General features: G+C 65.9%; 20 protein-coding genes and 1 pseudogene. 16 read left to right on the forward strand and 5 right to left on the reverse strand.

The features are described 5' to 3' along the window. Positions 1-216: 216 nt before the first annotated feature. The 10 genes from NCR34_RS22515 to NCR34_RS22560 all read left to right on the forward strand — a co-directional run bounded on the left by NCR34_RS22515 (position 217) and on the right by NCR34_RS22560 (position 13115). A complete protein-coding gene (locus NCR34_RS22515; RefSeq protein WP_250501070.1) occupies positions 217-1710 on the forward strand; it encodes a UbiD family decarboxylase in 1494 nt (497 codons plus the stop codon). Then, positions 1703-2317, forward strand: coding sequence for a UbiX family flavin prenyltransferase (locus NCR34_RS22520; RefSeq protein WP_206470480.1), 615 nt, complete (start codon positions 1703-1705; stop codon positions 2315-2317). Before NCR34_RS22515 ends, NCR34_RS22520 begins: the two co-directional genes overlap by 8 nt. A gap of 4 nt (positions 2318-2321) precedes the next feature. Further along, positions 2322-5354, forward strand: coding sequence for a xanthine dehydrogenase family protein molybdopterin-binding subunit (locus NCR34_RS22525; protein WP_248323559.1), 3033 nt, complete (start codon positions 2322-2324; stop codon positions 5352-5354). Beyond that, the gene (locus tag NCR34_RS22530) at positions 5351-6172 is read left to right on the forward strand and encodes an FAD binding domain-containing protein (protein ID WP_250501071.1); all 822 of its coding nucleotides are present in this window, start codon (positions 5351-5353) and stop codon (positions 6170-6172) included. The genes NCR34_RS22525 and NCR34_RS22530 overlap by 4 nt, the downstream gene beginning before the upstream one ends. After that, complete coding sequence (locus NCR34_RS22535) at positions 6145-6705, forward strand: (2Fe-2S)-binding protein (RefSeq protein WP_250501072.1); 561 nt, start codon at positions 6145-6147, stop codon at positions 6703-6705. Before NCR34_RS22530 ends, NCR34_RS22535 begins: the two co-directional genes overlap by 28 nt. Continuing rightward, positions 6698-8290 carry an AMP-binding protein gene (locus NCR34_RS22540; protein ID WP_250501073.1) on the forward strand — a complete coding sequence of 531 codons (1593 nt, stop codon included), beginning with the start codon at positions 6698-6700 and terminating at the stop codon, positions 8288-8290. The genes NCR34_RS22535 and NCR34_RS22540 overlap by 8 nt, the downstream gene beginning before the upstream one ends. 5 nt (positions 8291-8295) lie before the next feature. Beyond that, positions 8296-9102, forward strand: a complete 807-nt coding sequence (locus NCR34_RS22545) for an enoyl-CoA hydratase/isomerase family protein (RefSeq protein ID WP_175943563.1) — start codon at positions 8296-8298, stop codon at positions 9100-9102. 24 nt (positions 9103-9126) lie between these two features. Next, positions 9127-10866, forward strand: coding sequence for a GMC family oxidoreductase (locus NCR34_RS22550; protein ID WP_248323555.1), 1740 nt, complete (start codon positions 9127-9129; stop codon positions 10864-10866). 97 nt (positions 10867-10963) lie between these two features. Beyond that, positions 10964-12340: an MFS transporter gene (locus tag NCR34_RS22555; RefSeq protein WP_248323554.1), complete on the forward strand. Its 1377-nt coding sequence runs from the start codon at positions 10964-10966 to the stop codon at positions 12338-12340. 76 nt (positions 12341-12416) lie between these two features. Next, a complete protein-coding gene (locus NCR34_RS22560) occupies positions 12417-13115 on the forward strand; it encodes a sterol desaturase family protein (RefSeq protein ID WP_250501074.1) in 699 nt (232 codons plus the stop codon). A 6-nt stretch (positions 13116-13121) separates the two neighbouring features. Here the strand turns inward: NCR34_RS22560 and NCR34_RS22565 are convergent, their stop codons facing one another. Further along, positions 13122-14039, reverse strand: coding sequence for a LysR family transcriptional regulator (locus NCR34_RS22565; protein ID WP_248323552.1), 918 nt, complete (start codon positions 14037-14039; stop codon positions 13122-13124). Between the two features lie 152 nt (positions 14040-14191). Here NCR34_RS22565 and NCR34_RS22570 point away from each other — a divergent pair, with 152 nt between their 5' ends. Both NCR34_RS22570 and NCR34_RS22575 read left to right on the forward strand, forming a co-directional pair. Then, positions 14192-15370, forward strand: a complete 1179-nt coding sequence (locus NCR34_RS22570) for a GGDEF domain-containing protein (RefSeq protein WP_248323551.1) — start codon at positions 14192-14194, stop codon at positions 15368-15370. Positions 15371-15449: 79 nt separating this feature from the next. Continuing rightward, positions 15450-15779 carry a GlpM family protein gene (locus NCR34_RS22575; RefSeq protein ID WP_248323550.1) on the forward strand — a complete coding sequence of 110 codons (330 nt, stop codon included), beginning with the start codon at positions 15450-15452 and terminating at the stop codon, positions 15777-15779. Positions 15780-15831: 52 nt separating this feature from the next. Here the strand turns inward: NCR34_RS22575 and NCR34_RS22580 are convergent, their stop codons facing one another. From NCR34_RS22580 to NCR34_RS22590, 3 genes are all read right to left on the reverse strand, one after another. Then, positions 15832-17406: a catalase gene (locus NCR34_RS22580; protein ID WP_248323549.1), complete on the reverse strand. Its 1575-nt coding sequence runs from the start codon at positions 17404-17406 to the stop codon at positions 15832-15834. A 210-nt stretch (positions 17407-17616) separates the two neighbouring features. Next, a complete protein-coding gene (locus NCR34_RS22585) occupies positions 17617-18690 on the reverse strand; it encodes a glycoside hydrolase family protein (protein ID WP_248323548.1) in 1074 nt (357 codons plus the stop codon). A 361-nt stretch (positions 18691-19051) separates the two neighbouring features. Beyond that, the gene (locus NCR34_RS22590) at positions 19052-19963 is read right to left on the reverse strand and encodes a LysR family transcriptional regulator (protein WP_248323547.1); all 912 of its coding nucleotides are present in this window, start codon (positions 19961-19963) and stop codon (positions 19052-19054) included. A gap of 127 nt (positions 19964-20090) precedes the next feature. Here NCR34_RS22590 and NCR34_RS22595 point away from each other — a divergent pair, with 127 nt between their 5' ends. The 4 genes and pseudogenes from NCR34_RS22595 to NCR34_RS22610 all read left to right on the forward strand — a co-directional run. Continuing rightward, positions 20091-21095: an aldo/keto reductase gene (locus NCR34_RS22595; protein WP_250501075.1), complete on the forward strand. Its 1005-nt coding sequence runs from the start codon at positions 20091-20093 to the stop codon at positions 21093-21095. Between the two features lie 103 nt (positions 21096-21198). Next, the gene (locus NCR34_RS22600; protein WP_248323545.1) at positions 21199-22212 is read left to right on the forward strand and encodes a zinc-dependent alcohol dehydrogenase family protein; all 1014 of its coding nucleotides are present in this window, start codon (positions 21199-21201) and stop codon (positions 22210-22212) included. 67 nt (positions 22213-22279) lie between these two features. Then, positions 22280-22591 (forward strand): hypothetical protein, encoded by a 312-nt coding sequence (locus NCR34_RS22605; RefSeq protein WP_250501076.1) that lies wholly within the window; start codon positions 22280-22282, stop codon positions 22589-22591. A 381-nt stretch (positions 22592-22972) separates the two neighbouring features. After that, positions 22973-23089: pseudogene (locus NCR34_RS22610) on the forward strand (substrate-binding domain-containing protein); the annotation flags it as partial. A 199-nt stretch (positions 23090-23288) separates the two neighbouring features. On the opposite strand, the gene NCR34_RS22615 reads toward NCR34_RS22610, so the two are convergent. Next, positions 23289-24395 (reverse strand): sensor domain-containing diguanylate cyclase, encoded by a 1107-nt coding sequence (locus tag NCR34_RS22615; protein WP_248323543.1) that lies wholly within the window; start codon positions 24393-24395, stop codon positions 23289-23291. Between the last annotated feature and the right edge of the window lie 323 nt (positions 24396-24718).

Below are 24718 nucleotides of genomic sequence, written 5' to 3' on the forward strand. Positions count from 1 at the left end.
ATCGCGCGAAGCAGCGCCCGACTGGGCGGCGTGTGAAAGGCATCTATTGATACGTAACTGTAAGAACGCTGTCATCGGGGCTAACACCGATATAAGACCCGATGATCCGGCGCATCAGAAAACAGTATTAGAACTTATGGAGTGATCTCGCTACGCTTCAACCATGCGCTTGCTGCGGCATTTCCAGTCAACGGCAGGCAACGGATGGAGACACCAATGAACTCACGCGATGCCGCAACGAACGGCATTTCCAAATTTGCATGGGGCCGCCAGGGCGCCGATGCGGGCTCGCTCTCGCTGCGCGACTGGCTCGCGCATCTCGCGAAGACTGGACGTGTCGCGACCATCGACAAGCCCGTCGCGCTCGAACATGAACTCGCGGCCATCGCCAAGCGGCTCGACGGCACGCAGGCGGCCTTCTTCACGCGTCCGGGCGGACATTCAGTGCCGGTCGTGAGCGGCTTCATGGCGAAGCGCGCATGGATCGCCGAAGCGATGGGCGTCGAAGAAGCCGGACTGCTCGCGCGATTTTCCGCTGCGGCCGCGGCGCCGCTCGCGTCGAAAGTGATCGAGCGTGACGACGCGCCGTGCCAGCAAGTGGTGCATACGAACGGCATCGACTTGCACGCGCTCTTGCCGATTCCCACGCACAGCGAGCACGACAACGGCCCCTACATCACGGCGGGTCTCGTGATCGCGCGCAATCCGCGCACGGGCGTGCAGAACGTCTCCATCAACCGCATTCAGGTGCACGGCCGCGACCGCATGGCGATTCTGCTGCTGCCGCGCCATCTGTACGCATTCCAGCGCGCCGCCGAAGAAGCGGGCGATGCGCTCGACGTGGCGGTCGCCATCGGCGTCGATCCGCTGACGATGCTCGCGTCGCAAGCCATCACGCCGATCGATCACGACGAGCTCGAGATCGCGGGCGCGCTGCACGGCGCGCCGCTGCCGGTCGTGTCGTGCGTGACGAACGGCGTGCATGTGCCGGCGTTCGCGGAGATCATCATCGAAGGGCGCATTCTGCCGAACGTGCGCGAGCCGGAAGGCCCGTTCGGCGAGTTTCCGAAGTACTACAGCGCAAAGGAATCGCGCGAAGTCATCGAAGTGACGGCGGTCACGCATCGGCGCGACCCGATTTTTCATACGATCGTGCCGGCCGAGATGGAGCATCTGCTGCTCGGCGCGATTCCGCGCGAAGCCACGCTGCTCGCGCATCTTCAGCGCAGCCATCCTTCCGTTAGGGACGTGCATCTTTCCGTAGGCGGCGTGTGCCGTTATCACCTGTGGGTGCAGTTCGACAAGAAGCGCGAAGGCGAGGCGAAGAATGTGATTCTCTGCGCGTTCGGCGCGCACTACGACATCAAGCAGGTCGTCGTCGTGGATACGGATGTGGACGTGCACGATCCCGCCGAAATCGAATGGGCGATCGCCACGCGCTTTCAGGCCGACCGCGATCTCGTGGTGGTAGCGGGCGCGCAAGGCTCGCCGCTCGATCCTTCGACGACGGTCGGCCTGCCTGAAGACGCACCCGCGCATCTGCAAGGCGTGAGCGCGAAGATGGGTCTCGACGCCACGCGCCCGGTCGTCTATCCGGCGCACGTCTTCACGCGCGTGCGGATTCCGGGGCAAGACACGGTCGATCTTGATGCGCTCGTCGCAAATGACAACAGCGCGCTCGACGCCTACCTCGCGCGCGATCATGGCTGAGCGAAAGAAGCGCATCGTCGTCGGCATCTCGGGCGCGAGCGGCGCGGTGATCGGCGTGCGTCTCATCGCCGCGCTTCGCCGGCTCGGCACGCACGAGACGCATCTGATCGTCTCGGCATCGGGCGCGGTGACGGCGGCGCAGGAACTCGGCCTCACGCGCGCCGACCTCGATTCGCTCGCTGATGTCGTGCATAACGTGCGCGATATCGGCGCGGCGGTGGCGAGCGGTTCGTTTCTGAGCGACGGCATGGTGATTGCGCCGTGTTCGATGAAGACGCTTGCCGCGGTTGCGAACGGCTTCGCCGACAACCTGCTGACGCGCGCCGCCGACGTCATGCTCAAAGAGCGCCGCCGCCTCGTGCTGGTCGCGCGCGAGACGCCGCTCAACCTCGCGCATCTGCGCAACATGACGCTCGCAACCGAAATGGGCGCCATCGTGATGCCGCCCGTGCCCGCGTTCTACGCGCATCCGAAGACCATCGACGATGTGGTCGATCACACGGTCGGGCGCATTCTGGATTTGTTCGGCATCGAGCACGGCGAGATCGCGCGCCGCTGGAGCGGTCTTGCCGATGAATTCGGCAGCCGCGCCGAGAGCAAGGAGTGACGACATGAACCAGCGCGATACAGGCTTCGCGGATATCAACGCACGCGTCGCTGAGAACGTTGCCGCCGCGCCCGAACGCCACGTCGGCCGTCCGATGCCGCGTTTCGAAGACCCCGCGATTCTGACGGGCCGTGGCCGCTACGGCGACGACCTCGCCGTGAAGCCGGGCACGCTGCAAGCCGCCATTCTGCGCTCGCCGCATGCACATGCGGACATCGTGTCCATCGACACCAAAGCCGCGTCGAAACTGCATGGCGTGCGCGCCATTCTCACGCGCGACGACTTGCGTCCGTGGTCGCGTCCGTTCGTGGTCGGCGTGAAGTCGCCGATGGAGCAGTGGGCGCTCGCGATGGATCGCGTGCGCTACGTCGGCGAGCCGGTCGCGGTCGTGATGGCGGAATCGCGCGCCATTGCCGAAGATGCGATGGACCTCATCAAGGTCGAGTACGCGTTGCGCGATCCGGTCACGTCCATCGAACAAGCAGTGCAAGAGGATTCGCCGGTGCTGCACGAACGCGTCGGCACCAACGTGATCAGCGACCGCCATTTCAGCTATGGCGACCCGCAATCCGCGTTCGAGCGCGCGCCGCATCGCGTGAAACTCGTCGCGCACTATCCGCGCAATACGTGCGCGCCGATCGAATGCGGCGTCGTGATTGCCGAATACCTGTCGGGCGACGAAGGCTACGACGTCACGTCGAACTTCATGGGGCCGTTCTCGCTGCACGCCGTGATGGCGATGGCCCTCAACGTTCCCGCGAACCGCTTGCGCCACAAGGCCCCGCGCGATTCAGGCGGCAGCTTCGGCGTGAAGCAGGCGGTGTTTCCGTATGTCGTCTTGATGTGCCTCGCCTCGCGCAAGGCCGGCGCGCCAGTGAAATGGGTCGAGGACCGGCTCGAACACCTGAGCGCCGCGACGTCCGCGACCGCGCGACTGTCGACCCTCGAAGCCGCCGTGGAAAGCGACGGCCGCATTCTCGCGCTCTCGTACGATCAACTGGAAGACGTGGGCGGCTACGTGCGCGCGCCGGAGCCCGCGACCTTCTACCGGATGCACGGCTGTCTGACCGGCGCGTATGCGATTCCGAACCTCGCCGTGCGCAACCGCGTGGTGCTGACCAACAAGACGCCGACCGGCCTCGTGCGCGGCTTCGGCGGACCGCAGGTGTATTTCGCGCTGGAGCGGCTGATTCAGCGCATCGCCATCGAACTGAAGCTCGATGTGCTCGACGTGTACCGCCGCAACTTCGTTCCCGCCGATGCGTTTCCGTATCGCGCGGCGGCAGGCGCGCTGCTCGATTCGGGCAACTATCAGGAGGCGCTGCGCCTTTCGAACGTGCAGGGCGGCTACGAAGAACTCGTCGCTCGGCGCGACGCGGCTCGCAAGGAAGGGCGTCTCTACGGCATCGGCTTTGCCGCGATCGTCGAGCCGTCCGTGTCGAACATGGGCTATATCACGACCGTCATGCCGCCCGACGCGCGCAAGAAGGCCGGCCCGAAGAACGGCGCGATAGCCAGCGCGACCGTGAGCGTGGACCTGCTGGGCGGCGTCGTCGTCACGATCGCGTCGACGCCTGCGGGACAGGGCCACATGACGGTGTGCGCGCAAGTGGTCGCGGATGTGCTCGGGCTGGACCCGAAGGACATCGTCGTGAACGTGGAATTCGACACGCACAAGGACGCGTGGTCCGTCGCGGCGGGCAACTATTCGAGCCGCTTCGCAGGCGCGGTCGCTGGCACGGTGCATCTCGCCGCGACGCGCGTGCGCGACAAGCTCTCGCGCATTCTCGCGAAGCAGTTCGGCTGCGCAGTGGATGACGTTCGGTTCGAGCGCGCGCGCATCTTCCCGAAAGATGCCGAAGACCGCGCGCTGCCGTTCGCGCGCGCGGCGAGCAATGCGCCGCACTGGGCGCCCGCGCTCCTGCCCGAGGGCGAGGAGCCGGGTCTGCGCGAGACGGTGTTCTGGTCGCCGCCGCACATGGACGCGCCTGATGAAGAGGACCGCATCAACACGTCGGCGGCGTACGGCTTCGCGTTCGACATGTGCGCCGTCGAGGTGGACCGCGCGACGGGACGCGTGCGTATCGACCGCTACGTGACCGCGCACGACGCCGGCACGCTTCTGAATCCCGCGCTCGCGGACGGCCAGATTCGCGGCGCGTTCGCGCAAGGACTCGGCGCGGCGCTGATGGAAGAGTTCCGCTACGGCGCGGACGGCAGCTTCCAGTCGGGCACGCTCGCCGACTATCTGATGCCGACGACCTGCGAAGTGCCCGATCCGGTGATCGTGCATCTGGAAACGCCGTCGCCGTTCACGCCGCTCGGCGCGAAAGGGCTCGGCGAAGGCAACAACATGAGCACGCCGCCGTGCATCGCGAATGCGGTGGCGGATGCGCTCGGCGTCGACGACATTCGCCTGCCGCTCACGCCGCAAAAGGTGATGGCGCTGATCGGCATCGACGATCCGGAACCGTCGCGCCCCGAGTACCGCGAAGCGGCCGCGACGAAGCCCGCGACGCCGGGCGGCGGCAAGGCATTGACGGCGCAAGGCACGGTCGATTTGCCCGCGACGCCCGAAGCGGTGTTCGCCGTGCTGCTCGATCCGAAGGCGCTCGCCAACGTCATCCCCGGCTGTCACGCGCTGGAGGAGACCGCACCGAACCAGTATCGCGCGGACGTGACCGTGGGCGTCGGCATGATCAAGGCGCGTTTCGAAGCGCGCATCGGCTTGTCGGAGATCGACGCGCCGCGCCGCCTGCGTCTCGCGGGCGCGGGCATCTCGCCGCTCGGCAGCGCGCGCGGCAACGGTCTCGTCGAACTGACGCCGAACGGTAGCGGCACGCGCCTCACATACGACTATGAAGCGCAGGTTTCGGGCAAGGTTGCGGCGGTCGGCGGACGCATGCTCGAAGGCGCGGCGAAGGTGGTGCTCAGGCAATTGTTCGAATCGCTCGGCCGGCAGGCGGCGGGCAAGCCGGTGGCGCAGCGCGAATCATGGATCGCGCGGCTCCTCGGCCGTTTCAGGAGGCATGCATGAAACCCGCGCCGTTCGATTATCTGCGCGCGATGACGACGCAACACGCGCTCGACGCGCTCGCGCAACACGGCGAAGACGCCCGCGTGCTGGCGGGCGGGCAGTCGCTGATGACGGTGCTCAACATGCGGCTCGCGCAGCCGCGCGTGCTCGTCGATATCTCGCGCACCGCCGAGCTGGACGCCGTGCGCGTCGACGACAAAACGGGGCATCTCGTCGTGAGCGCGGCGGCGACGCAAGGCAGCGTCGAGTGGCGCCGCTCGTTGCGCGACGAAGTGCCGTTGCTCGCGATGGCGTTTCCAAACATCTCGCATTTTCAGATCCGCAATCGCGGGACGGTGTGCGGTTCCATCGCGCATGCCGATCCGAGCGCGGAATTGCCGCTCGTGCTGAGCGCGCTCGGCGGCGACGTCATGCTGCGCTCGAAGAAGAAACGCCGCACGCTCGCCGCGCAGGACTTCTTCCAGGGAATGCTCATGACGGCGCGCGAGCCCGACGAACTGGTGGAAGCCGTGCGCTTTCCGTTGAGAGAGCCCGGCGAGCGCCATGCGTTTGCCGAGTTCTCGGCGCGGCACGGCGATTTCGCGGTGGTCGCGTGCGCGGCGGTCGTGACCGACGACGCGATCCGCATTGCGGTAGGTGGCGTCGCGGACCGGCCGGTTGCCGAGACCTGGCCCCGTCTGACAGGCGACGACCTGCGCGGCGCATTGAACGACCTGAGCTGGAAACTGAACGCGCAGGACGACGCGCACATCAGCGCGAAGTATCGCCGGAATCTGGTCCGGCAATTGGGATGGCGCGTGATCGAGGAGGCGAAGTGAGCAACACGGCGGACAACATCATGCGGCACGGCGAGCAGCAGCGCATCACGCTGACGCTCAACGGCCGCGAACGCAGCGGCTATTGCGAGCCGCGCGAACTGCTGTCGGATTTCATCCGGCACGAACTCGGCGCGACGGGCACGCACGTCGGCTGCGAGCATGGCGTCTGCGGCGCATGCACGGTGCATGTCGACGGCATCGCGGCACGGTCGTGCCTGATGCTCGCGGTGCAGGCGGACGGACGGCGCATCGATACCGTCGAAGGTCTCGCGCCGGAGCAGACGCTCGGCGACTTGCAGCAGGCGTTTCAGCGTCATCACGCGCTGCAGTGCGGCTTCTGCACGGCGGGCATTCTGATGTCGTGCGCGGATTATCTGCAACGCGTGCCGGACCCCACGGAAGAACAGGTGCGCGAGATGCTCTCGGGCCACATCTGCCGCTGCACGGGCTATACGCCGATCGTCGCGGCCGTGCTCGATGTCGCCGCGCGCCGTCAGGGAAAAGCAAACACGAAGGAGACCGAACATGCTTGATCTCGGCCGCACTTTCCTGCAAAGCGTCGAGCGCAGCCCGAACGCGCTCGCGCTCGTCGACGGCGACCTGGAACTCACCTACGCGGCGTGGCATCGCGTGATCCTGAATGTCGCCGATGGCCTGCGCGCGCTCGGCGTGCGACGCGGCGACCGGCTGCTCGTCGTGCTGCAAAACCGCTGGGAAATGGCGACGCTGCATTGGGCGGGGCAGTTCGCGGGCATCGTGATCGTGCCGCTCAACTGGCGCGCGAAGCCGGAGGAAGTCGAATACTGCGTGACGGATGCGGGCGTGAAGGCGATCGTCTACGAACCCGTTTCCGCCGATGCCGTGATGCAGAGCGCGTCGGCGCAGAACCTGCCGCGCATCGGGCTCGATGACGTATCCGGCGGCACGCTGACGTTCGACGCGCTGACCGCCGAGCACACGCCGGAATGCGCGGGCGACTGCACAGCCGGGCGCATCGACGACAGCGCACACGCCACCGCCGACGACATCTCGCTGATCCTGTACACGTCCGGCACCACCGGCAAGCCGAAGGGCGTGCCGCGCCGCCACCGCCACGAACGCGCGGGCGCGCTCGCGCACGTTGCGCAGAACCTGTACCGGCGCGGCGAACGCACGCTTGGCGTGATGCCGCTCTATCACACGATGGGCGTGCGCTCGCTGCTCGCGATGGCGCTCGTCGATGGCGTGTTCGTCTGCGTGCGCCGCTGGAACGCGAAGCTCGCGCTGGAATCCATCGCGCAGCATCGGCTGACGTGCCTTTATCTCGTGCCGACGCTCTATCACGATCTGCTCGCCGACAGCGGTTTCGCGAGCACGGATACGTCGTCGGTCAGAAAGCTCGGCTTCGCGGGCGCGCCGATGAACGACGGGCTGCTCAAGCGCCTCTCGGCCGCGTTCGAGCCGGAGCTGTTCGTCAATCACTACGGCTCGTCCGAGGTCTACACGTTCAGCATCGATCAGGACGCGACCAAGAAGCCGGGCAGCGCGGGGCGCGCGGGCATCAACACGCGGCTGCGCGTGGTGAAGCTCGACGCCGTCTCGCCCGACCAGACGGCGGCCGTCGGGGAGGAAGGGCAGATCATCGCGGACCTGCTCGGCGACGAAGCATTCGAAGGCTACTGGAATCGCCCGGACGCGAACGCGAAGTCTCTGCGCGACGGCTGGTACTTCACCGGCGACACCGGCTATTTCGACGCCGACGGCGATCTCTACGTGACCGGCCGCGTGGACGACATGATCATCAGCGGCGGCGAGAACATTTCGCCGGTGGATATCGAGTCGGTGCTGTCGCTGCATCCGGCCGTCGATGAAGTCGCGGTCGCGGGCGTGAAGGACGAGCGCTGGGGCCAGCGCGTGGTCGCGTTCATCAAGCGCCGCGAATATGTCGATGCCGAAGGGCTCGACGACTGGTGCCGCCAGTCCGACCTCCTCAACTTCAAGCGCCCGCGCGACTACGTGTTCGTCGATGACATTCCGAAGTCGCCGGTCGGCAAGATCCTGCGCCGCAAGCTCTCGGCGGGCGAGTACGTGCCCGACACTGCGCCGGCCGCACAACATACAGAAACCACGAAGGAGTAATTCGAATGACTGACCTGAATCATCGCGGCCAGACGCTGCTGCAAGAGCTCGACGGCTTCTCGGTCGAGATCGACGCCGAACGCGAACGTGCCGACATCATCCTGCACCGTCCGCCGTTCAACGTCATTTCGATGCACGCCCGCGACCAGTTGCGCGCCGCATTCGAAGCACTCGACGACGACGAGCGCGTGCGCGTGATCGTCGTGCGCGCGAACGGCGAGCACTTTTCGAGCGGCGGCGACATCAAGGGCTTTCTCGAAGCATCGCCGGAACACGTATCGAAGCTCGCATGGAACATCGCGGCGCCCGCGCGCTGCTCGAAGCCGGTGATCGCGGCCAATCGCGGCTTCTGCTTCGGCGTGGGCTTCGAGTTGTCGCTCGCGTGCGATTTCCGCATCGTCACCGACACGACCTTCTACGCGCTGCCCGAACAGAAGCTCGGCCAGATTCCGGGCTCGGGCGGCTCGGCGCGCTTGCAGGCGATGGTCGGCATCGGCCGGACCAAGGACATCGTGATGCGCTCGCGCCGCATTCCCGGCAAGCAGGCGTACGAGTGGGGCATCGCGGTGGACTGCGTGCCGAACGCCGAGCTCGAAGCCGCGACGGACGCGCTCGTCGACGAACTGCGCGCGTTCTCGCCGCTCGCCCAGCGCACCGCGAAGAAGCTGCTGAACGATTCGGAAGACGCGCCGCTTTCCATCGCGATCGAACTGGAAGGGCATTGCTATAGCCGCCTGCGCTCGTCGGACGACTTCCGCGAAGGCGTCGAAGCGTTCCACGGCAAGCGCAAGCCGGTGTTTCGCGGCTCCTGACCCACGCAGAGAGAGGAAGACGACATGGAACGCTTCGATTACGTGATCGTGGGCGGCGGTTCGGCAGGATGCGTGCTCGCGCATCGGCTGTCGGCGTTGCCGTCGCTGCGCGTCGCGCTGATCGAGGCGGGCGCGGACACGCCACCGGGCGCGGTTCCCGAGGCCATCCTCGACAGCTATCCGATGCCGGTGTTCTGCGGCGACACGTACATCTGGCCGGACCTGAAGGCGAAAGCCACGAAGCAGGCCGCGCCGCGCGTGTACGAGCAGGGCCGCGTGATGGGCGGCGGGTCGAGCATCAACGTGCAGTCGGCCAATCGCGGCTTGCCGCGTGATTACGACGACTGGGCCGCGACAGGCGCCGAGGGCTGGGCGTGGCGCGACGTGCTGCCGTACTTCCGCAAGCTGGAGCGCGACCTCGACTTTCCCGGCGGCGAACTGCACGGCGGCGACGGCCCGGTGCCGATCCGCCGCATCATGCCGAAGGACTGGCCGGCGTTCTGTCATGCGTTCGGCAAGGGCTTGCGCGCGCAGGGCGTCGCCGAGTTGCACGATCAGAACGGCGAGTTCGGCGACGGCTTCTTTCCCGGCGCGTTCTCGAACGAGGACGATAAGCGCGTGTCCACGGCCATCGCCTATCTGGACGACGCCACGCGCAAGCGCCCCAATCTCTCGGTGTATTCGAAGCTGCGCGTCGAGCGCATCGTGATGGAAGGCGCGACGGCGCGCGGCGTGATCGCGGTGGCCGAGAACGGGGAGCGCCTGCGTTTCGATGCGGGCGAAGTGGTCGTGAGCGCGGGCGCGCTGCAATCGCCGGCGCTGTTGATGCGCGCCGGCATTGGCGATGCGGGCGAACTTTCGGCGCTGGGCATCGCGTGCGCGGTGGATCTGCCGGGCGTCGGACGCAATCTGCAGGATCATCCGTCGCTCACGTTCTGTCATTTTCTCGAGCCGCGCTTTCGCATGCCGCTCGCGCGACGCCGCGCCAGCATGATGGCCGCGCGTCTCAGTTCGGGCGTCGCGGGCTGCGACGAGTCGGACCTGTATCTGTCGAGCGCGACGCGCGCCGCATGGCATGCGCTCGGCAACCGGCTCGGGCTGTTCTTTCTGTGGTGCAACCGGCCGTATTCGCGTGGCCGCGTGCAGCTCGTTTCCGCCGATGCCGCCGCCGCGCCGCGCGTCGATCTCAATCTGCTGGACGACGAACGCGATCTAGCGCGGCTCGCCGTGGGCGTGCGGATGCTGGCGCGCATCGTGGAAGCGTCGGGTCTGAGCCGCGATGCACGCGACTTCTTCCCGGCGGCGTTTTCGCCGCGCGTGAAGGCGTTGAGCCGAGTCGGCGAGGGCAACGCGCTGCTCACGTCCGCGCTCGGGCTGCTGCTGGACACGCCCGCGCCCGTGCGCCGGATGTTGATCGAACGCTTCTTCACGCGCGGCCTGAAGATGAACGCGCTTTTGGCCGACGACCGCGCGCTCGCGGACTTCATCCGCGCGAACGTGTTCGGCGTATGGCACGCGAGCGGCACCTGCCGCATGGGCGGCGCAAACGACCGCGATGCCGTCACCGACGGCCAAGGCCGCGTGCATGGCGCGCGAGGCTTGCGCGTGGTGGATGCGTCGCTGATGCCGAAGCTGCCATCGGCCAATACGAACATACCGACCATCATGATCGCCGAGAAGATCGCCGACGCGATGGTCGCGGCGCGGCGCGAACGCGCGGAACTCGACGTCTCGGGGTCACCGCCGCTCGCCGCCGCCCACTAACGATTTTTTTCAACCTCGACAAGAGCACGCAATAAGAAACGTGCCTGCGAAACCGGGGCGATCGAAAGACGGCCCGGTGACAAACTAGGAGATACACATGTCCGTAGCTGCACAAGACGGGGCCGCCGCGCTTCCGGTGAATCAGCGGCAGATCATGGGCGCGGTGCTGGCCTCGTGCATGGGCTGGGCGCTCGATCTGTTCGACCTCTTCGTGTTGTTATACGTCGCGCCGGTGGTCGGGCGTCTCTTCTTCCCGTCCGAACACGCGATGCTGTCGCTCGCGGCGGTGTATGCGTCGTTCGCGGTGACGCTGCTCATGCGTCCGCTCGGCTCCGCGCTCTTCGGCTCGTACGCGGACCGCCACGGCCGCAAGGGCGCGATGATCTTCGCGGTGGTCGGCGTCGGCATCTCGACGGCGGCGTTCGGCGTGCTGCCGACCGTCGCGCAGGCGGGCCTCGTCGCGCCGATCCTGTTCCTGCTGCTGCGTCTCGTGCAGGGCGTGTTCGTCGGCGGCGTCGTGGCATCGACGCATACCATCGGCACCGAATCGGTCGCGCCGAAGTATCGCGGCGCGGTGTCGGGCCTGATCGGCGGCGGCGGCGCGGGCCTCGGCGCGTTGCTCGCCTCCCTCACGTATCTGGCGATGTCGTCCATCTTTCCGGGCGAACTCTTCGATGCGTGGGGCTGGCGCTGCATGTTCTTCACCGGCATCGTGAGTTCGGTGCTCGGCCTCTTCGTCTTCAACAGCCTCGAAGAATCGCCGCTCTGGAAGAAGCTCGCGGCGGAGAAAGCGGCCAAGGCCGCTGCGCAGATCAAGACCGCGCCGGTCGAAGTCGTGCGCTCGCCCATCCGCACGCTGTTTTCGCGCGAGTATCGCGGGGTGCTGTTCGTGAACCTGCTGCTCACCATCGGCGGCGGCAGCGGCTATTACCTCACCTCAGGCTATCTGCCGACGTTCCTCAAGGTCGTGAGCCATGCGCCGAACGGCGCGGCCGCCGCGATCCTGATGATCTGCAGCGTCGCGGTGGTGATCGCATCGATCGCGGCGGGGCATCTCTCGACGTTCATCGGACGCAAGAGCGCGTTCGTGTGGATCGGCCTCATCCGGCTGGTCGCGCTACCGGGGCTTTTCCTGTTGTTGCCGACGGCGCAGAGCATCACGATGATCGGCGTCTACGCGGTGCTGCTCTCCGCACTCGGCAGCGCGGGATATGCGCCGATTCTGATCTTCCTGAACGAGCGCTTCCCGACCGCGATCCGCGCGACCGGCACCGGTCTCTCGTGGAACATCGGCTTCGCCATCGGCGGGATGATGCCGACCTTCGTTTCGCTCGTCGCGAAAGACGCAAGCCAGTTGCCGTCGACGCTCGCGATCTTTGTCGGCGCCATCAGCATCATCTTCCTCGTCGGCGCGTTCGTCGTGCCGGAAACGCTCGGCAAGCTGGACAACAGCGCGGCGCGCAATCCGTCCTGAAGTCCTGAAGCATGTCCTTGCGGGCGCGCGACGCACGCGCCCGCATCCTCTAATAGAAACACTGGAGACGCTCATCATGAAATATGACGAGGACGTTCGCGCGCGCTCGTACAAGTTCCGCGACGAATACGTGGATGCGACGCCGAAGTGGTATCGCGGAGAGATGCATCTGGGTTTCACGCTCGTCTTCACGACGGCGGTGATCGTGTATTGCGCCATGCAGCTTCACGCGCCGACGTTCGCCGAATGGCTCGCGGTCGTGCCGCTCTTTCTGTTCGGCAACTGGGCGGAATGGGCCGCGCACCGTTATGTGCTGCATCGGCCGACGAAGTACTTCAGCATGGTCTACAAGCGCCACTGCGCGGTGCATCACCGCTTCTTCACGCATGTGACGCTGGAGTACAAAGGCCACAAGCACTGGCGCGCGCTGCTGTTTCCGCCGTTCGCGCCGGTCGCGTTCGTGCTCGCGGCCGCGCCGCTCGCGTTGCTGATCGGCTTCGTGTTCACGCGCAACGCAGGCTATATCGCGCTTCTGACGATGGCGGCGTACTACCTGATGTACGAAGGCTTGCACACGCTCTCGCATGTCACGGACAGTCCGTTTCTCGACCGCGTGCCGTTCGTCAACACGGTGCGCCGGCTGCACGTGACGCATCACGATCCCGAGCAGATGGCGACGCAGAACTTCAATCTCACCTTCCCGATCTGCGACACGCTGTTCGGCACGCGCAGCGATGCGCCGCGCACGGTGCCAACGACTGCGCGCCGCGGCTGATTCGCATCATGCGGAAGGAGCCGGCGCGCCCGTGGTCACACGCCGGATCTCCTCGGTGATGATGGCGATGAGCGCCTGCGCCGCCGGCCCAATGGGCCGCTTCGGATGCGTGACCTGAATGATGTGGCGCACGATGGGCGGCTTGTCGATCGTGCGCACGCGCAGCCGTCCTTCGTCCACTTTCGACTGCACGACGACGCGCGGCAGGATGGTCGCGACGCTGCTTTGCTCGACGAACTGAACGATCGTGCTGAGAAGGTCGATTTCGAACTTCGGCTTGATGACGATGTCAGCCGCCATGAGCGCGGCGTCGAGCGCCCCTCGCAGGCCGTTGCGCCGCGTGGGCAGCACGAGTTCGATGTCGGACTGCGCGACGAGGTCGATCGTCTCCGGCAGATCCGGCCCGTGCGCCGCGCTCGTCACGAGCACCATTTCTTCCACGAGTAGCGGCTCGACATCCAACGCGAGGCGGCCGCGCGGCTTGTTGATGATCGCGGCATCGAGCCGGCCGGATTCCACGGCGTCGATGAGTTGCGCGCTGAAGCCGTCCGCCACCGATACTTCCACTTGCGGAAAGAGGGCGTCGAAGCGCGCGAGCGATTCGGGCAAGACGCTCTGCGCCTCCGACGACACCATGCCGAGCGACACGCGCCCCGTCACGATGACATCGCGCCGGCTCAGCTGCTCGCGCGCATGGCCGATGTCGCGCATGATCGGCGTGTAGAGCCGGTACATGAGGCGCGCGGCTTCGGTCGGCGCCATGCCGTGCGGCCCGCGTTCGAAAAGCGTTTGCCGCAGCTCGGCTTCGAGCTTCGCGATCTGCATGCTCAACGCGGGCTGTGCGATATTGAGGCGCTTGGCCGCCCGCGTGACGGTGCCTTCTTCGAATAGCGCGATGAAGTACTGGATCTGCTTCAGTTCCATGTGACAGGCGTGCGCAGCCGTGCGGCGAAACGGACATGGTACCGCCGGGCGGCGCTTCGCGGTTCAACGCGCCCTTCAGCATTCGATGCGTCGAGCCGTTAACTCCCTCGTATGGAATCGTCATTTCCAGCAGATATCAGGCAAGCGAGCGCATGCGTGTCGACCTCATCACCTTCTATGTCCTAGTCGTCGGAACGCTTCTCGTCAGTTGCGGGATGACGTTCTGGGAACATCGCACGAACCCCGGGCGCAGCAGGGAACTCAAGATCCTCGCGGCGGGATACGGCGCGCTCGCCATCGGCTGCGGGGCGGCGTCGTTCCGGCACGCGGTGCCGGGCGTGCTCGGCTCGGCGTTGAGCAACCTCGTTATCGAGGCGGGCTATCTGTTGATCCTGCGCGGCGTCGCGGCGTTGAACGGGCGGCGTTATCGGGCGTTCTCCATCGGCCTGCTCGCCGTGCAGGCGCTCGCGTGGGCGATCGGCGGCGTGCGCTGGCAGGAGACCGTGTGGAGTTATGCGAGCGCGCTGCCCATCGCCGCCGCGGCCGCGATGACCTCGCGCGAATTGCTGCGGAGCGACCGCATGCACTGGGGACCGGCGCGGCGCATCGCCGTGATCGTGTGCGGCGTGCATGCGCTCCTCTACGCCGCGCGCGCGTGCGTTCTTCCGTGGATGGCGGCGCTCGGCACGCCGCTTTTGATGCTGATCGCCAAGATCACGATGTACGAGGGCATCCTCTATTCCGTCCTCTTGCCGATGACGCTGCTGCGGCTCGTCCGCGATGAAGCTCACGCACAGCTTTTGCGGCAATCGCAGACCGATTATCTGACCGGGCTCGGCAATCGCCGCTCGTTCTTCGAAGACGGCGCGCGCGCGGCCGCCGGGCGCGACGTGTCGGTGCTCGCCATCGACCTCGACCACTTCAAAACCATCAATGACCGATACGGCCATCAGGCCGGCGACGAAGTGCTGAAGACGTTCGCGCTCGTCGCGCGAAGCGTGCTGGGACCGGAAGCGGTTCTCGCGCGCATCGGCGGCGAAGAGTTCGCGGCGGTGCTGGCCGGGCCGCACGGCGATCGGGCGAAAGAGCTCGCGGAGGACGTCGTCAGACGCTTCGCCGCGGCGACCTCTCGCGGCGCGAACGGCGCGGAGTTGCGGGCGACGGTGAGCATCGGCCTCGCGCGGTCCGGCACGCCCGAGAGCGCGCTCGCCGATGTGCTCGGCGCGGCGGACCGGGCCTTGTATGCGGCCAAGGCGGGCGGCGGGAATCGGGTGGAAGTGGGGCGGCTCGCGCAGTGGGGCGAGGCGCGGTGTGATGAGGGGGTGGTTTGAGCCGAAGGTGGTGGAGCGCCCACGCCCGTCCCACTCTCCCTATAATCCCCGCTTCGCACCTGCATCAAACGGAAATTCGATGGACGTATTGTGGAAGGGTCTGCTCGGCGGTCTCGTCACCGCGCTGATCGCGATGGCATCCAAACGGGGCAACGTGCTTCCCGGCATTCTGCCTCTTGCGCCCACCTTCGCGATCATGGCGCTCCTCGTGGTCGGCGCAAAGGGCGATGCGGGCGGTTTCAGGACCACGTGCCTCTCCGGCGCGCGCACCATTCCCGCCTACCTCGTGTTTCTGGGAACATGCTACGTGCTCGTGCATTTCGTGGACTACCGGCTCGCGATTCTCGGCGGACTCGCCGCATGGCTGATCGCGGCGCTGACCATCTTTCTCGCGCCGCGATTCTTCTAGCCACGCGCACGGCTCGGAGCGCTTGCATCATGCGCCCCGAACCGTTCGTCGATCAACGCGCCGCTTCGGCTTCCGGCTCGTTGGTCGTGTAGGCCGGCGTTTCGCGGCCTTCGCCGGGAAGCGGCTTGCCTTCCAGCGGCGGCAGCTTCTTGGCTTCTTCGAGGTCGATGCCCGCGCCCTGCGCGACGCGCGTTCCGTAGTCCGGATCGCAATGCCAGAAGTGCCACGCCATGCGCAGCGCGATCGGCTTCGGGCACGCCTTCATGTCTTCGACGAGGTTCGCGATCAGGTCATCGCGCTCCCAATCCTCGAACGTGCGATACCGCTCGCCGGCCTGCTTGTAGTCGTCCTGCGTGCGCGACGTCTGATAGCGTCCGAGATGCCCTTGGACCCACTGGTGGTAGTCGTGCTCCTTCTTCGGCGCTTCTTTCAGGCCACCCATCATGCTCGGCTCATAGTTGACGTGCGGATTCTCGCCCGCCTGATCGACGTAGTACGCCATCTGCCCGTCGCGCTGATTCGTGCGCGCGCCGTTTTTCGGCGCATTGACCGGCAGTTGCAGATAGTTCGGGCCGACGCGATACCGCTGCGTATCCGAATACGAGAGCGTGCGTCCTTGCAGCATCTTGTCGTCGGAGAAGTCGATGCCGTCCACCAGCACGCCGGTGCCGAACGCGGACTGCTCCGTTTCGGCGAACACGTTCTTCGGGTTCCGGTCGAGCACGAGACGTCCCACCGGCAGCAGCGGAAACTTGTCCTCGGGCCAACGTTTCGTGTCGTCGAGCGGATCGAAGTCGAGCTCGGGATGCTCGTCGTCCGACATGATCTGCACGCACATTTCCCACTCGGGATACTCGCCGCGTTCGATCGCGTCGTACAGGTCGCGCGTGGCATGGCCCACGTCCTTCGCCTGAATCTCGGACGCCTGCTGCGAGGTCAGATTCCTGACGCCCGCTTTCGGCTCGAACGAGAACTTGACGAGCACCGCTTCGCCCTGATCGTTCACGAGCTTGTACGTGTTGACGCTGGAACCCTGCATGTGGCGGTAGTCGGCGGGAATGCCCCACGGACTCTTGACCCACGTCACCATGTGCAGCGATTCCGGATGATGCGCGATGAAATCGTAGAAGCGCCACGGTTCCTGCCGGTTCGAGACAGGATCGGGCTTGAACGCGTGGATCATGTCGGGGAACTTGATCGCATCGCGGATGAAGAAAATCTTGAGGTTATTACCGACGAGGTCCCAGTTGCCGTCTTCCGTATAGAACTTGATGGCAAAGCCGCGCGGATCGCGTGCCGTCTCGGGCGACTCCTTGCCGCCGATCACCGTGGAAAAGCGCAGGAAAACGGGCGTCTTGACGCCGGTTTGCGTCAGGACCTTGGCGCGTGTGTACTTGGATGCCGGTTCATTGCCGATCTTGCCGTACGGCTCGAAATAGCCGTGAGCCGCGGTGCCGCGCGCATGCACGACGCGCTCGGGAATGCGTTCGCGATCGAAGTGAGTAATCTTTTCGATGAACGGATAATTTTCCAGCGTCGCCGGGCCGCGTTCGCCGACGGTGCGCAGGCTCTGATTGTCGGGAACAGGATGTCCCTGTCGCGTGGTGAGAAATGCCTTGTCGCTCATAGCGCGCTCCTTGCTCTGTGCCAGAGTCACAGGTGAGTGGTCGAGCCGGCGGCATCGTCCTTGTCCGCCGGTTCGTCTCGTCGTAGCAACGCGCATACCGGTCGACAATACAATGGACGACGACGCGCTTCATTCGCGAAGCGCGTCGTCGTCCAGTATTCGTCGATGTCTGAGCGGGCAGATCGTTATGTCGATCTGCCCGCGTACCGCTTACTTCGGGTTTGCCGCCACGAAGTTCTTGAACGCGCTGTAGGCCGCCTTGGTGGTCTTGCCGTCGTTCTTCAAGAGACCGTAGTTGCCTTCGCCGCCTGCGGGGTCGTCGTACAGCTGATACGCCTGGATCGACTGGATGTTGTACTTGGAAGCGATCGAAACGAACTGCGCCATCATCTTGTTGCCCACGAGGTACGCCGCGATCTGGTCATCCGTGCCGAGCCACGGCCGCACGCCGAACTCGTTGATCCAGATCGGCTTGCCGAACTGTTGCAGCGTCGCGAGGATGTCGTGACAGCCCGTGCCGCCGCAAGCATGCGTGATGTCGCCCTGATCCGAATACCAGTGCCACGCGGTGATGTCCCACGTCACCTTCGGATAGCCCGACGTGCCGTCCGGCTGCGTGCCGTTCCAGAGCATCTGGTCGAAGCCGTAGTGCATCCACGCGCCGCCGCCGATGATGATCTTGCCGTTCGTATCCACCGACTTGATGCCCGCGATCATGCCGCGCACGATGCCGCGCGCAATCTGGAACTTGGCGTTGACGAACTGCTGCGGATACACGCCGTCCACATTGCCGGTCAGAAGGCTGCTGTCGAGCTCGTTGCTCACTTCGTAGTACGGGTACTTATACGCCGTTGCCGTTTGCTTGCCGAGCGTGAAGCCCGCGTTGTAGGCATCGGTTTCGTTCGTGAAGCTGCTCACGCCGATGAGCAACACCGGATAAACCGTGACGCCTGCCGCTGCTGCCGTCTTCGCGATGCCGGCGAGCTTGGTCGCCGAACCGAGGTTGTACACCTCGTTGCGGTAAAGCGTGGCGCCGAGGTCTTTCACCTGTTGAAGCTGAAGCGTGGGCGTCGAAATGTCGTACGCGCCGCCTTCGTTATTGTGGCCGTTGATGCCGTAGAAAATGCTGCCCGGCACGGTCGAGGCCTTCGCGGTTGCGGCTGCATCGAAGGCGGAGTCGGCGGCGCTGCCACCGCCGCAAGCGGCAAGCAGCAATCCCGTGGTCATTGCGGCGGCGATGGCCGCCTTGCGCGCGAAGAGGCGTCGAGTGGTGGTCTGGGTCATGACTTTTTGTTGGTTAGTATGGTAAGTACTACTGATAGACAAGCGTGCATCGTTAAGAAGAGGCGTGCTGTCCGGAGCGCCGTTTCAGGGGCGGGTCGGCAACGGGCCATGCGTCCCGCGTATCCCTGCGGGCGGGCAAAGCTGCATTAACTTCGATTCAACTGCCGAGCGCGTTCGCTTCCGTGGCGTTCACCATTCGGAAGTGCAAGAGTGCAAACGTTTGCAGTTGAATCGCTTTAGGAAGGACTTACCGAGTTTGTAACCAGGTGTTGCTCTTCTTGCTTGTTTAACGACCCGCCCCAGACCGACTTTAGCTTTTGTCTAAAGAATCTACTGCACGTTTTTTGGCGTGCGGTAGAAGTTACTTTTCGACTCGCGACGCGTTCTCGGCCCGAAGAAAATCGACGAACGCGCGCAGCGGCCCCGGCATATGAGCACGGCTCGGGTAGTAGAGCGACGGCCCCGGAAAGCTCTGCCACCACGGCTTGAGCACGGGAACCAGCGTGCCGCGCTCGATCTCCGCGCGGACGAACTCTTCGAAGGTATAGGTCAAGCCGAGTCCGGCGAGGGCGGCGCTGCGGCTCAGTTCGATCGACGTGGTGGCAAGCGGCCCGCGCGGCGTGATGCGCACCGTCTTGCCGCCGCGCTTGAATTCCCACGACGCGAGCACGCCGCTCTCGAAGCGATGCCCGATGCACGCGTGGTTCACCAGTTCGCGCGGATGCTTCGGCTCACCATGCGCTTCGAGATAGGCCGGCGCGGCGGCCGCGACGAAGCGTTGCGTGCGCGGTCCGATCGGCACCGCGATCATGTCGCGCTCGATGCTTTCGTCGTAGCGGATGCCTGCGTCGAAGCCCGCGGCGAGCACGTCGATGAAGTTGTCGGTTGCGCTGACTTCGAGCGAGATGCCCGGATGCGCGGCAAGAAAGCGCGGAATGATGGACGGAAGAATTTCCCGCGAGGCGATGGTCGGCACATTGAGACGCAGCGTGCCGGTGGGACTGTCGCGAAAGACGTTGACGGCGTCGAGCGCGCCGGCGATCTCCGCGAACGCGGGCGTGAGCCGCTCGATCAGACGCTGCCCGGCTTCCGTCGGCGTCACGCTGCGCGTGGTGCGATTAAGGAGCCGCACGCCGAGCCGCGCTTCGAGACGGCGAATGGCGTCGCTCAGAGACGAAGCGGACACGCCGCGCAAGAGCGCCGCCTGACGGAAGCCGCGCGAGCGCGCCACCGCGAGATACGCATGCAGGTCCGACAGATCCGGTTCGCTCATTGTTCGCCTCGGCGCACAGCCCATTCGCATTGAGGCGGATTATCGCACGCGGGGTTTGCTCGGATAATGCATCGCAAGCCCGGGTTCGCGGGCTCCATCGTCTGACTATCTCGTTCGGAGAACCCACATGAAAGTGCGTCAACTCGGCAAGACGGGACCGCAATCGTCCGCCATCGGTCTCGGCTGCATGGGCATGTCCGGCATGTACGGCCCGTCCGACCGCGCGGAAAGCGTCGCGACGATTCACGCCGCGCTCGAAGCCGGCGTCACGCTGCTCGATACCGGCGACTTCTACGGCATGGGCCACAACGAATTGCTGATCGCCGAGGCGCTGAAGAGCGCGCCGCCGTCGCGCCGCGATTCGGCGATCATCAGCGTGAAGTTCGGCGGCATGCGTGACCCGGCGGGCAACTGGACCGACTACGACGCGCGGCCCAATGCGGTGAAGAACTTTCTCGCCTACACGTTGCAGCGCCTGCAAGTGGACCATATCGACATTTACCGCCCCGCGCGGCTCGATCCCAAGGTGCCGATAGAAGACACCGTGGGCGCGATCGCGGACATGATCCAGGCGGGCTACGTGCGCCACGTCGGACTGTCCGAAGTGGGCGCGGCGACCATCCGCAAGGCAGCGGCCGTGCATCCGGTGTGCGATCTGCAAATCGAATACTCGCTGATTTCGCGCGGCATCGAGGACGCGATCCTGCCGGCGTGCCGGGAACTCGGCATCGGCATGACGGCGTACGGCGTGCTGTCGCGCGGCCTCCTCAGCGGCCACTGGACGAAGGCATCGGCGCAAGGGGGCGACTGGCGCGCGCACAGCCCGCGGTTTCAGGACGGCAACGTCGAGCGCAACCTCGCGCTCGTCGATGCGCTCGCGCAGATCGCGCAGAAGAAGAGCGTGAGCGTGGCGCAGATCGCGATTGCGTGGGTGCTCGCGCAGGGCGAGGACATCGTGCCGGTCATCGGCGCGCGCACGCGGGAGCGGCTCGACGAATCGCTGGGCGCGCTGGATGTCTCGCTGAACGCGGACGATATCGCCGCCATCGAGGCCGCGGTGCCAAAGGGCGCCGCCGCCGGAGACCGCTATGCGGCCGTGCAGATGGCGCATCTCGATAGCGAGAAAGGCTGACCGCGCGCGCAAGACGGAGCGGGTCCACGAGTTGCGGCGTGAGTCGCGTGCGCTTTTCAGCGCGCGACCGATTCACTGCCGCAGCGCGGCCAAGGAGATTCTGATGAAGGCATTCGTCGTCCGCGCGCCGGGCGGACTGGACAAGCTCGAGATTCGCGACATCGCCGACCCGGGCGAGCCGGGGCCGGGACAGATCCGCGTTGCGATACACGCGACATCGCTCAACTTTCACGATCTGCTCGTGGTGAGCGGCAAGAGCCCGACCGCCGATGGCCGCGTGCCGATGGCGGACGGCGCGGGCGTCGTCGAGGCGCTCGGCGAGGGCGTGACCGAGTTCGCCGTCGGCGACGCTGTGGTGTCGTGCTTCTTCCCGCAATGGCTAGACGGCGCGGCGCAAGCCGAGGTGGGCAACTTCGCGGGCACGCCGGGCGACGGCATCGACGGCATGGCGGCGATGCACGTGGTGCGCGCGGCGACCGCTTTCACCCACGCGCCGCGCGGCTGGGCTCACGCCGAAGCCGCGACCATCACGACAGCGGGGCTCACCGCGTGGCGCGCGCTCGTGGTGGACGGCGCGCTGAAGGCGGGCGATACCGTGCTCGCGCTCGGCACCGGCGGCGTGTCGATTGCGGCGTTGCAGATCGGCAAGATGATGGGCGCGCGAGTCATCGTCACGTCGTCGTCCGACGAGAAGCTGGAGCGCGTGAAGGCGCTCGGCGCGGACGAGGTCGTCAACTACCGCAAACACGAGAAGTGGGCGGCGCAGGTGCTTGAGCTGACCGGCGGACGAGGCGTCGATCACGTGATCGAAGTAGGCGGGCCCGGCACGCTCGCGCAGTCCATCGAGGCGGTGCGCGTGGGCGGGCATATCTCGTTGATCGGCGTGTTGACGGGGCGCGAAGGCATCGTGCCGACGTCGCTCCTGATGGCGCGGCAGGCGCGCTTGCAGGGGCTGATCGTCGGCAGCCGGCGGCAACAGCAGGAGTATGTGCGCGCGCTGGAACAGAGCGGCGTGCGGCCCGTCATCGACAAGACTTTCGACTTCGATGCGCTCGCGGATGCGTTCCGCTATCAGCAAAGCGCGGCGCATCTTGGGAAGATTTGCGTAGAGTGGTAAGCGCTGCGATGCCGCGCGTGGCATGCGCATTGCACGGATGCTGGTCGAATAATCGAAGGAGAATGCAATGACTGGCAAGTACACAGCGGCATTGGGTCTGGTGCTCACCACTGCGGTAATCGCCGCGACGTCCGCCTCGGCGAACGACGCGGGCGGCTCCGCCCTGCTGCTCGCGCAGGCGACGCCGGGCAATCAGCAGCGCAACGAAGGGCTCGGCGTGCGCGGCGGGCAGTCGGGACAGAGCGGGCAAGGCGCGAGTCCGCAGGGCGGCCAGGGCGGCGCGACCCAGACCGGCACGCCGCCGGCGGAACTGAAGCGCGATGAGACTGCGCGGCAGCATGGGAAGGCGGGCGGGGCGTCGGGGGCGAGTGGCAAGTAGGGCGTGGCGGCGGCGCGGGTTGGTCGAACAAGCATGAATAGTCGATGCCGGGGTTCGCGCGTGTCGCCTTCGAGCCGACGCCTCGACGTTGCAGAATGTCCGCCGCGCAAGGCGCTGCATGCAGCCCGTTGCCGGAGTCGCGTCGCTCGATATGAGTTCGATGACCATCGTCCTCTATCCGATGCTCGACTCGCTGCGAGCAAGCGCGCTATGCACAACTCGCAGCTCCACTCGTTTGACCCATCGAATTGAACGCGACCGGCGCCGTGGCCAATCGCGCGTCGCGTTATGCCGGGACGTATCGAAGGATGGCGAGCCGCATTCCGTCGAACTGATCCGCCGATACGCCCGCGATGTTCGATAGTCGCCGTTCGCGACCCCGGCATTCCGGTCGGCGCGAGGCATCCGGACGAAGCGCGGGCGCTGCTCCGGTTCCTCGCATCGCCCGCCGCGCAGCCGACCGTACGCAAGACCGGGCTCGATTCGGTCGCGCAATGAAGCTTGGTCGATACGGGCGCGGTTTCGTAGAGCGTTGCAAATTGCAAGGAGTTGCGCTCGCCGTGCGTGGTCTATGCTGCCCAGTTTCCAATGCGGGGACGGCGGCGCTACGGACCACAAAAAATGCCTTCGTAGCCCGACGCAATGAAGCGCGTTGCTGACCGCGACGCGCGTCGTCTCACGAATATCAGCCGTCGATCTACCCGTACACCTCCGCCTCAGCCAATCCTTCCTCGAACACGACCCACCGGTTCCTTCCCCCGTGCTTGGCCGCATACATCGCCGCGTCGGCCTTGTTCAGAAGCGGCTGTGCTTCATTGCCGTCTTCGGGACACGTGCTGATGCCCACGCTCAGACGCGGACCGACCGTGTCGCTGCCGAGCCGCACCGGCGCGTTCACCGCGTCGATGAGCCGCGCGGCCAGCGACGTCACCACTTCCAGCGCGGGCAGCGTCGACACCATCACGAATTCGTCGCCGCCGTATCGCCCGATCTGCTCCGTGACGCCCGCCGTCGTCATGAGCCGCGCCGCGACCGTGGCCAGCAATTCGTCGCCGTGATGATGGCCGAGCGAATCGTTCACCACCTTGAACTCGTCGAGATCGATGAACAGCACGCTCACGCGCGTACCGTCCGCGCGCGCCCGCGCGAGCGTGTCGTCCAGACGCCGCGCGAGCGTCGCCCGGTTCAGTAGGCCGGTGAGCACGTCGCGTTCGTTCAGATGCTTGAGCGCGCGGGAGCGCTCAGCGAGCTTGATCGCCGTGCGGTGCGTGACGATGCCGAGCGACAACGGATAGACGATCAGCATCGGCGCACTCGCGATGGTGCTCGCCGACACGCTGCCCCAGTCGAATCCGACGCCAAATACGAGCGCGCCGAGGGCGAATCCCGCGAGACAAAAGAGCGAGCCGCGCGCGAGCAGGCGCGCGCCGCCCGCCGCCACGTTGTTCATCATGAACATCAAGAGGACGAGCGTGGACGGCAGCCACGCGAACTTCATCGCGACGACGATCATCGCGCCCGCGAGGTTGTCCACGTAGATATTGCGTCGCTCGCTGCGGTCCGGGTAGGCGCCGCTGCGCGCGATCAGAAACGCGACGTGCGGCCAGCCGAAGCAATACGCCAGCACGAATAGCCGCGCGCCGGCCGATGCATGCTGCATCCACAGCACCGTCTGAACGAGGACGAAGCCCATCGCGAGGCCGATGCAGCGCAGCCAATACGACCGCCGCGCAAAGCCGGCGCCGCGCCGATGCGTCGTCGGGCGTTCGTCCGACGCGAGATCGGATGCATCAACGAAGGTCATGACAGCGGCCCCCGGTCGATGCAAAGCTTGCGCGATGCGCGAAACCACTTCCGCACCCGAGCATGCCCGGCGCATCGCCGCCACGGGCGACGAAGCGGCGAGTGATCGATAGAAGGTGACGAAGCATGGGCCTGAAGGATGGACGAGCGAACGAGCCGGCCGCGCGGCAAACGCGAGGCGATAGCTGGTTTACGTCGCGCGGATGCGATGCTTTAGCGGGACGAACGGCGCATTTACCCGCAGAACGCCGCGTACCTTTTGTCGAGGCGCGGCAGCGTAACGCTTTCGAAAGTCCGTCGCGACGAATCGTCAACTCAGAGTAA

The sequence above is a fragment of the Caballeronia sp. GAWG1-5s-s genome (genome assembly GCF_023631445.1).
In the GTDB taxonomy this organism is placed as follows: domain Bacteria; phylum Pseudomonadota; class Gammaproteobacteria; order Burkholderiales; family Burkholderiaceae; genus Caballeronia.

Bases quoted from the DNA above. Each gene is read 5' to 3' on its own strand.
- NCR34_RS22515 (WP_250501070.1), top strand. From the start codon at position 217: ATGAACTCACGCGATGCCGCAACGAACGGCATTTCCAAATTTGCATGG.
- NCR34_RS22520 (WP_206470480.1), top strand. From the start codon at position 1,703: ATGGCTGAGCGAAAGAAGCGCATCGTCGTCGGCATCTCGGGCGCGAGC.
- NCR34_RS22525 (WP_248323559.1), top strand. From the start codon at position 2,322: ATGAACCAGCGCGATACAGGCTTCGCGGATATCAACGCACGCGTCGCT.
- NCR34_RS22530 (WP_250501071.1), top strand. From the start codon at position 5,351: ATGAAACCCGCGCCGTTCGATTATCTGCGCGCGATGACGACGCAACAC.
- NCR34_RS22535 (WP_250501072.1), top strand. From the start codon at position 6,145: ATGGCGCGTGATCGAGGAGGCGAAGTGAGCAACACGGCGGACAACATC.
- NCR34_RS22540 (WP_250501073.1), top strand. From the start codon at position 6,698: ATGCTTGATCTCGGCCGCACTTTCCTGCAAAGCGTCGAGCGCAGCCCG.
- NCR34_RS22545 (WP_175943563.1), top strand. From the start codon at position 8,296: ATGACTGACCTGAATCATCGCGGCCAGACGCTGCTGCAAGAGCTCGAC.
- NCR34_RS22550 (WP_248323555.1), top strand. From the start codon at position 9,127: ATGGAACGCTTCGATTACGTGATCGTGGGCGGCGGTTCGGCAGGATGC.
- NCR34_RS22555 (WP_248323554.1), top strand. From the start codon at position 10,964: ATGTCCGTAGCTGCACAAGACGGGGCCGCCGCGCTTCCGGTGAATCAG.
- NCR34_RS22560 (WP_250501074.1), top strand. From the start codon at position 12,417: ATGAAATATGACGAGGACGTTCGCGCGCGCTCGTACAAGTTCCGCGAC.
- NCR34_RS22565 (WP_248323552.1), bottom strand. From the start codon at position 14,039: ATGGAACTGAAGCAGATCCAGTACTTCATCGCGCTATTCGAAGAAGGC.
- NCR34_RS22570 (WP_248323551.1), top strand. From the start codon at position 14,192: ATGCGTGTCGACCTCATCACCTTCTATGTCCTAGTCGTCGGAACGCTT.
- NCR34_RS22575 (WP_248323550.1), top strand. From the start codon at position 15,450: ATGGACGTATTGTGGAAGGGTCTGCTCGGCGGTCTCGTCACCGCGCTG.
- NCR34_RS22580 (WP_248323549.1), bottom strand. From the start codon at position 17,406: ATGAGCGACAAGGCATTTCTCACCACGCGACAGGGACATCCTGTTCCC.
- NCR34_RS22585 (WP_248323548.1), bottom strand. From the start codon at position 18,690: ATGACCCAGACCACCACTCGACGCCTCTTCGCGCGCAAGGCGGCCATC.
- NCR34_RS22590 (WP_248323547.1), bottom strand. From the start codon at position 19,963: ATGAGCGAACCGGATCTGTCGGACCTGCATGCGTATCTCGCGGTGGCG.
- NCR34_RS22595 (WP_250501075.1), top strand. From the start codon at position 20,091: ATGAAAGTGCGTCAACTCGGCAAGACGGGACCGCAATCGTCCGCCATC.
- NCR34_RS22600 (WP_248323545.1), top strand. From the start codon at position 21,199: ATGAAGGCATTCGTCGTCCGCGCGCCGGGCGGACTGGACAAGCTCGAG.
- NCR34_RS22605 (WP_250501076.1), top strand. From the start codon at position 22,280: ATGACTGGCAAGTACACAGCGGCATTGGGTCTGGTGCTCACCACTGCG.
- NCR34_RS22615 (WP_248323543.1), bottom strand. From the start codon at position 24,395: ATGACCTTCGTTGATGCATCCGATCTCGCGTCGGACGAACGCCCGACG.